The organism is Colwellia asteriadis (assembly GCF_039523295.1).
Lineage (GTDB): Bacteria > Pseudomonadota > Gammaproteobacteria > Enterobacterales > Alteromonadaceae > Colwellia > Colwellia asteriadis.
Map to the genome: position 1 here is coordinate 392,087 of NZ_BAAAFA010000002.1, position 7,341 is coordinate 399,427.

A 7,341-nucleotide genomic window follows, 5' to 3' on the forward strand; every position below is an offset into this window, starting at 1 on the left:
AATAAACTGTGACAAATTGCCACGTTTTATTATTTTTTTACTCAGTGTATTGCTTTACCTTCCTTTTAAGTCGGCATACTTAAGCAATGCTTTTTTTCACCAGCAACATGGCAGTTTCGTGCTGGGCATGAACAAATGAGCTGATTTTTACGTCTTTAAGTGCCGTTTTTTCTTCAATAGTATTCACCTTAACGACTAATTTAGCGCTGGCGTGATAATCTAAAATGGCTTCGCAGATCATTTTTTTATTATTGATGGTACTCACCGTTAAGATAATGGCTTTTGACTGTTCAACTTTTAACGACTCAAGTACCGGCCTTTTTTCTATATGGCCAAAATAAGCGGTATAGCCACGTTTCCTTGCTAACAACACATGCTGTAAATTGTCTGAAATAATGAAAAAAGTAATGTTATTTCGAGTTAGCTCTTTGGCAACTATGCGTCCTAAAATACTAAAGCCACAAACAATTGTGTGGTTGCTGGCTTGTACGGGAGTAATTTTGTCTGATTCAAAATACTCAACCACAAATACACTGGCGATTTTATAAATATTGTTAATCATAAAAGGAGTAACGATCATTGATAATACCGTAATCAAAATGAGCATATTAGTTAACTCAGCGCTGATCACTTCTTGACTGCTAGCTAGCGCAAAAATAGCAAAAGAAAACTCACCTATTTGGCAAAGGGCAATTGACGACTTTATAGCGTCACTTTTATTGGATTTTCGCTTAATAATAAAATAAATAATAACGGCTTTAATTGCCATAACAATAGATAAAACTAAAACAACAATGTGAAGGTTACTCAGTAAATAATCGACATTAATTTTGGTGCCAATAGAAAAGAAAAAAGCTCCCAGTAATAAGTCTTTGTATGACGCGATATCCGACTCTACTTTTATATGAAATTTGGTTTCTGCGATAATCATACCCGCGATAAAAGCACCAAGGGAGTATGTAAACCCTAACTCATGGGCGATGAGTGAGGCACCAATAACAATAGTAAATACCGAGCCTAAAAAGACTTCTTCCATTTTTACATTGGCTGAGAAATGTAATAACCAACCAATTATTTTTTTACCTAAAGTGAACATAAACAGAATAATACCAGCACCGTAGATAATGGTTTTTAATAATACTTCACTTAAGGGGGCACCATCATTTGAAAGAAAGTTCATCAGTAATAAAATAGGAATGATAGCTAAGTCTTGAAACACTAAAACCGCGACAGACTTTTCCCCATAAGGGGTTATGATGTCTTTCGATTTTTTTAAATAAGGTAAAACAATCGCGGTTGAAGATAAGCTAAAGGCTAAGGCCACTACTAATGACGGAATAGCCGCAATTGAGAAAAGATAAAATGACACTGAAAATATAACAATTGAGCAGCTTGCAACTTGCATAAAGCCATTAAGAAAGATCAAATCTTTCATTTTATGTAAGCGAGCAAAAGACATTTCTAAGCCAATAGTAAACATAAGAAAGACAATGCCAAATTCACCAATAAGATCTAAAGACTGGTTATTAATCTCGCCGTTGAAATCAAAAATATTACTAATGATAGTGCCAGTAATGATGTAACCGATAATGTGTGAAATAGAGAATTTAGTTAGGATAATATTTAACACGCTAGCGAGCGTGAGCGATACAACCAAAATAACCAAAATGGAATCCATAGTCGCTCCTTAGGTGATGAAAGGGTAAAGGCAGGGGAATAAGTATTTATTATCCTGCCTTTACCCTAGAGCAAAAATCACACCATGAAGTTTTTAGTTTTATGGTTATTTAAAAGGATACTTTTCAATGGCTTGTAATTAATATTAAGAGTTTAAGTTTTATGTTTGTTTGTTTTAGTAATATTGTGGAGCAAGAAGCACCACGGTAGTGCAGGGCTTAACCTGTCGTCATGTTTTGCTATAAAGCTTTGGGACAGTGATCAAGCAAGTGAGTCTGTGAAGGGGCGTTTTAATTTCAGGCTTGCTGTGATTGAGCCAGCAGTTACTATATGGGCTGCTATTGATAATAACAGCCTAAAGTAACTTTAATGACAAGCGATGTTATTTCTCACTTTGCACAGAGGTAGTCAACTCACCAATATTAAGTACCGGCGCGGCATCTATTTCTGAAGCATCCATCATGTGGGCAATGCGTTCAACACTCGAAAGTAATTGCGACTGCTCCCATTCCTTTAGTGCACTAAACTTTTCAATAAAACTATCTTCAATAGGCTGTGGTGCACTGATTAATGCGCTCATCCCTTCTGGTGTTAAAAAAAGAGCAACTCGTCTACGGTCACTCTCGCTACGTACTCGCTTGATAAATAGCTTACCTTCTAGTCGGTCAAGTATGCTGGTAACTGTTGCTTGGCTTAAATTGATATTGGCTGATACATCTTTAGCTGTTATGCCTTTTACTCTAGCCAACTCTTGTAATATCAGTAGTTGAGGGCCAGTAATGCCTGCTTCTTTACTTAATTTTTTTGAACGTAAATCGATTGCACGAATAATTTTACGCAGTGAAGTGAATAACTCTTCGTATTTTTCCATCATATATAACCTTTAACGCTATTCTTATATGGGAAGTTTATCTGGTAAGCGTGCTAAACACTATCAATTTTAGTGAAAGCTGATTAAACCTTACTTCCATGAGTGTTTTTTAAACAAAACTTGATCTTTAAAAAAAATATGTTTAGTATACGTATCATTCGTATACTAAGTTAAATTGTGAAAAGGAAAAAACCTTGAATATTATACGCGATGCCTTTAAACACGGCAGCATCTCAGAAACACTTTGTTTTTGGGCTGTCATAGGTATCTATTACGTTCCGGCCTATATTTTTAAGCAGTTTTTTCTTTTGAATTCTTACTTAGTAAGCAAGCTAGGGTTATTGAAAATAACCAAAAACAAGTCCAACACTAATCATTAGTGTACTGTCTATTTCATTATGCACGATAAAAAAGTGACTACCTAGGTCACCTTGAATTAACACAACAATTATCTTTGTTCGCTATGTTAATTACGCATAAAAATTTAAAACAAAAAATTAAGCTATTGCGGTAATCGCCAATGCTCGTAGACGTTTGATCGTATTTAGCTGTGTTAACGACACCTGATATTTTGTATTAACTCTTGGTTGTACTAATGTGCAATTTTTGGTGGTATAGATAAATTTAGGGTTGGCTTATTTTGCTGAGTTAAGTTGAGCTAAAGGGTCCAGTAAACGGAATGTTAGTGACCAATTCATAGATTATTTAAGGGGGAAGAGTGGATTTTAAGAATTTCGAAAAAGTCGTCATTAAAGTGGGAAGTGCACTCATTGCGCCGAATAAAGCCGGTTGTAGTGATCAATACTTGCGTAGCATCGCACATTTTATTTCTCAGTGCAGAGCATCAGGAAAGCAAGTGGTTTTAGTGTCTTCAGGTTCTGTTGCTGCAGGTTCTCATCTCTTTAATGATAAGAGCCAGCAAGGTAAAAGCATTACCATTAAAAAAGCGATGGCTGCCGCTGGTCAATCTGAAATGATGGCTACTTGGGATAGACTGTTTGATTTTCCTACCGCGCAAGTGTTGTTAACTCATGCCGATTTACGTAACCGAGATCGTTATGTAAGTATTCGAAATACCATTGAGGCACTATTAAGTAACGGTATTTTACCCATCGTTAATGAGAATGACACCGTAACAACTGATAAATTGAAAGTAGGCGACAACGATAACCTTTCTGCGATGGTAGCTACTGCAGCTAAAGCTGATGCTCTCATTATTTGTTCTGATATAGATGGTTTGTATGATGAAAACCCACATATAAATAAGCAGGCAAAGTTACTGTCTGATGTTTATCAAATTAATGACACTATTTATGCCATGGCTGGCGGTGCCACGAGTGATGTTGGTACTGGCGGCATGAAAACCAAAATTCAAGCAGCAGAAAAAGCAGTATCGCATGGTATTGATACCTACATCGTGAACGGTTTTAAAGAAGAGAGTTTTAATACTCTTATTGCTGGTGATAACCCAGGTACACATTTTTATCCTTATAAAAAACCTATGTTAGATGGTGTGCACTGGATGAGACACACTACTCGTGTTCAAGGTGAGCTTATTGTTAGTGATCAGTACCAATTAGAAGATACAGAATTGACTGAATTATTAGCAGAAGACTTGCTTAGCGTGAAAGGTGACTTTTCTTCAGGTGATACTGTGCTCTTGAGAAAAGATAATGGCGACAAACTTGCCAAAGTAAAAACAAACTACAGTAGCTGTTTACTCAACTTTGTTGCTGACAGCGATAACGAAGATTTTTCCGAACAATTAGATAAAACGCATGAGCCGATACTTTCCAAGCAATATGTTGCGTTAATGGAGTCAAAATGAACGAGATTACCCTAATTGCCCGTCAAGTTGCTAAAGCAGCGAAATTGATGGCAATCCAATCAAGCGAGACTAAAGCAAACTTACTTAACGATATGGCACAGGCGTTACGTGAACACAGCGCTGATATATTTAAAGCCAATGCTACCGACATTGCGTTTGCTAAAGATAACGGTTTAAGTGATGCGATGATTGATCGCCTACTACTTACTGATGAGCGTATCGAAGATATGGCGCTTGGTTTAGAAACGGTTGCACAAATACCTGATGTTGTTGGCACGGTACGTGACCAAAACATTAGACCCAATGGCTTAAAAATCAGTAAAATGCGTATCCCGTTAGGGGTAATTTGTATGATTTTTGAAGCACGTCCGAATGTGACTGCCGATGCAGCAGGTTTATGTATTAAATCAGGTAATGCTGTTATTTTACGCGGTGGTAAAGAAGCTCTACATAGCAGTTTAGCTATTGCTGAGGTGTTACAAGGGATTTTAGCGCAGTATCAATTACCAAAAGAAATTATTACCGTGATTGATAACCCAGATCGTAACTTAATGACCGAGTTATTAAAGCAAAAAGACACTATTGATCTCGTTATTCCTCGAGGTGGCGAAGGGTTAATTAATTTTGTGACCGAAAATAGCCAAATCCCAGTTATTCAACACTATAAAGGGGTTTGTCATCTTTATGTTGATAAAGCCGCTAACATGAATACCGCACTCGAGTTACTGCTAAATGGTAAAACTCAGCGAACGGGAGTATGTAATGCGTTAGAAGGCTTGTTGGTACACCAAGATGTTGCGCCAACCTTTCTTCCTATGGTTGCGGCTAAATTTAAAGAACATGGTGTTGATGTTAATGGTTGTGCTAATAGCATCAACTACTTTGAACAAGGTAAAGAGCTTAACGCCGATGAATTTGGTCAGGAATATTTACGACTTGAAATTGCCATTAAAGTGGTTGACGATTTTGGTCAGGCAATAGAACATATTGATCAATTTGGTAGTAACCATACAGAGGTTATTTGTACTGAAGACCCACAACAAGCGAAATCATTCCAACAGTTAGTTGATGCTTCCGTTGTTATGGTGAATGCTTCTTCTCGATTTTCTGATGGCTCACAGCTAGGTTTAGGCGCAGAAATTGGTATTGCTACTTCCAAACTACATGCATATGGGCCAATGGGTATTGAGTCATTAACGACAGAAAAATATCTTGTTAATGGTGATGGTCAAGTACGACCTTAACCAGTCGCTTTAATTACATCTTCTAAGCTCAGTGAAGCGTTCCTTAAAAGAACATCTTCGCTGAGCTTAATTTATTTCACCTGTTTGCTCACCAACCGCGTTGGATTCAAAATCCACCTTGCTAGTACTGAAAATTTCTAGCTAGATAGTGATATCTGAATTTTTTAATATTAGCACGCTATTCAATTATTTAATCCGAGTTCAAGTTAAATAAGTTTGAGTTAACCATCTCGGGTAAATGAATACTTAAAATGAAAACAGATTGAATGTGTTAATTGAATATACTGGAATCATGCGTGATTTCGGTCGAGATAGATAATTTATAATATGAAGATGCATTAAAGCAGGAAAAGATGGGGTGGCTAAAGGGACTTGAACCATCGGGCACAGAAAATAGCGGAATCATGCGTGATTTCGGTCGAGATAGATAATTTATAATATGAAGATGCATTAAAGCAGGAAAAGATGGGGTGGCTAAAGGGACTTGAACCCTCGACAACCGGAATCACAATCCGGGGCTCTACCAACTGAGCTATAGCCACCACTGAGGTGTACTGATACATATTTGAGAAATATGCGTGCTGCTCTTTAACAGCGCGGCGATTGTATTGCATTTTTGCTGTGTATATCAAGAGATATTTTAGCTTTTTCTTATTTTTTTACCAATTTCTTCACTATTTTCTGTCATTCGTTTGTTGGTGCTTAACTAAACGGCAATTTTTATCTATTTATTAGTCAGCCTTAACGCTGTGTCTTTATTGGTATTGCCGTTGGCGTTAAGGCTGAGTGTTAAGTGCTGTGTTAACTCTTTGAGTTAGCGGTTTGGGTTACTCGTTCTTTATTTGAAAACAAGGCAATCAATCGCTCAACAATCAAATAATTTACGGGCACTAGAATTAAAGTAATAAAGGTCGCAAATAAAATTCCAAAGCCGAGCGACACAGCCATCGGAATTAAAAATTGTGCTTGAGTTGATTGTTCAAATAATAACGGCATTAAACCAATAAAGGTGGTTAAACTGGTTAGCATTACAGGGCGAAAGCGTGAAGCGCCAGCAGTGAGCACCGCTTCCGTTAAATCTCTTCCTTCGCTACGCTTTTTATTAATAAAGTCGACTAACACTAGCGAATCGTTTACCACAACCCCGATGAGTGCCAACATGCCTAGTAAGCTCATAATGGTAAGTGTCATGCCCATAATCCAGTGACCAACCACCGCGCCTATCATGCCAAAAGGAATAATACTCATCACAATAATTGGCTGAAGATAAGATTTAAATGGTATTGCTAATAACGCATAAATAATGAAAAACACAAAAAGTAATGCCCAAGCAAGTGAGCCAAATGATTCACGTTGTTCTTTCGCTTCACCTTCAAGGGAGTGACTCACTCCAGGGTATTGCACCATGATTTCATCTAAATAGGCCTTTAAATCAGCTTGTAAAATAGTCATATTAGTATTGGTTTTTTCAACATCTGCGGTAACGTTAACGGTACGGAAACGATCAACGCGTGAAATGGTTGAAGGACTTTTACCTGCAATTAATATGGCCACATGAGATAGTGGTACCGAGCCGCCATTAGGTGTACCATTTTTTTGTGACTATCAAAATGCTACTCACGCACGAATAGGTGGTTATGTTCATTGATAAATAAAGAAAATGTACTGTAATTAATTTTATATATGGCGCGAAACGTTACGAACATTATTTATTGGTTGGA

4 protein-coding genes, 1 tRNA gene and 1 pseudogene are annotated in these 7,341 nt (G+C 37.2%); 2 read left to right on the forward strand and 4 right to left on the reverse strand.

Features of this window, described 5'->3' with window-relative positions; all coding sequences use genetic code 11:
- Positions 1 to 79 precede the first annotated feature (79 nt).
- The gene (locus ABD005_RS04865; protein WP_343815621.1) at positions 80 to 1,678 is read right to left on the reverse strand and encodes a cation:proton antiporter domain-containing protein; all 1,599 of its coding nucleotides are present in this window, start codon (positions 1,676 to 1,678) and stop codon (positions 80 to 82) included.
- A gap of 381 nt (positions 1,679 to 2,059) precedes the next feature.
- Positions 2,060 to 2,548 (reverse strand): MarR family winged helix-turn-helix transcriptional regulator, encoded by a 489-nt coding sequence (locus ABD005_RS04870; protein ID WP_215979963.1) that lies wholly within the window; start codon positions 2,546 to 2,548, stop codon positions 2,060 to 2,062.
- Between the two features lie 718 nt (positions 2,549 to 3,266).
- On the opposite strand from ABD005_RS04870, the gene proB reads away from it, so the two are divergent.
- Positions 3,267 to 4,376 (forward strand): glutamate 5-kinase, encoded by a 1,110-nt coding sequence (proB, locus tag ABD005_RS04875; protein ID WP_215979946.1) that lies wholly within the window; start codon positions 3,267 to 3,269, stop codon positions 4,374 to 4,376.
- Positions 4,373 to 5,620, forward strand: coding sequence for a glutamate-5-semialdehyde dehydrogenase (locus tag ABD005_RS04880; protein WP_343815626.1), 1,248 nt, complete (start codon positions 4,373 to 4,375; stop codon positions 5,618 to 5,620). The genes proB and ABD005_RS04880 overlap by 4 nt, the downstream gene beginning before the upstream one ends.
- 466 nt (positions 5,621 to 6,086) lie before the next feature.
- Here the strand turns inward: ABD005_RS04880 and ABD005_RS04885 are convergent.
- Both ABD005_RS04885 and ABD005_RS04890 read right to left on the reverse strand, forming a co-directional pair.
- A tRNA-His gene (locus ABD005_RS04885) sits at positions 6,087 to 6,162 on the reverse strand.
- Between the two features lie 259 nt (positions 6,163 to 6,421).
- Positions 6,422 to 7,207 (reverse strand): annotated as a pseudogene (locus ABD005_RS04890) (efflux RND transporter permease subunit); the annotation flags it as partial.
- Positions 7,208 to 7,341 lie beyond the last annotated feature (134 nt).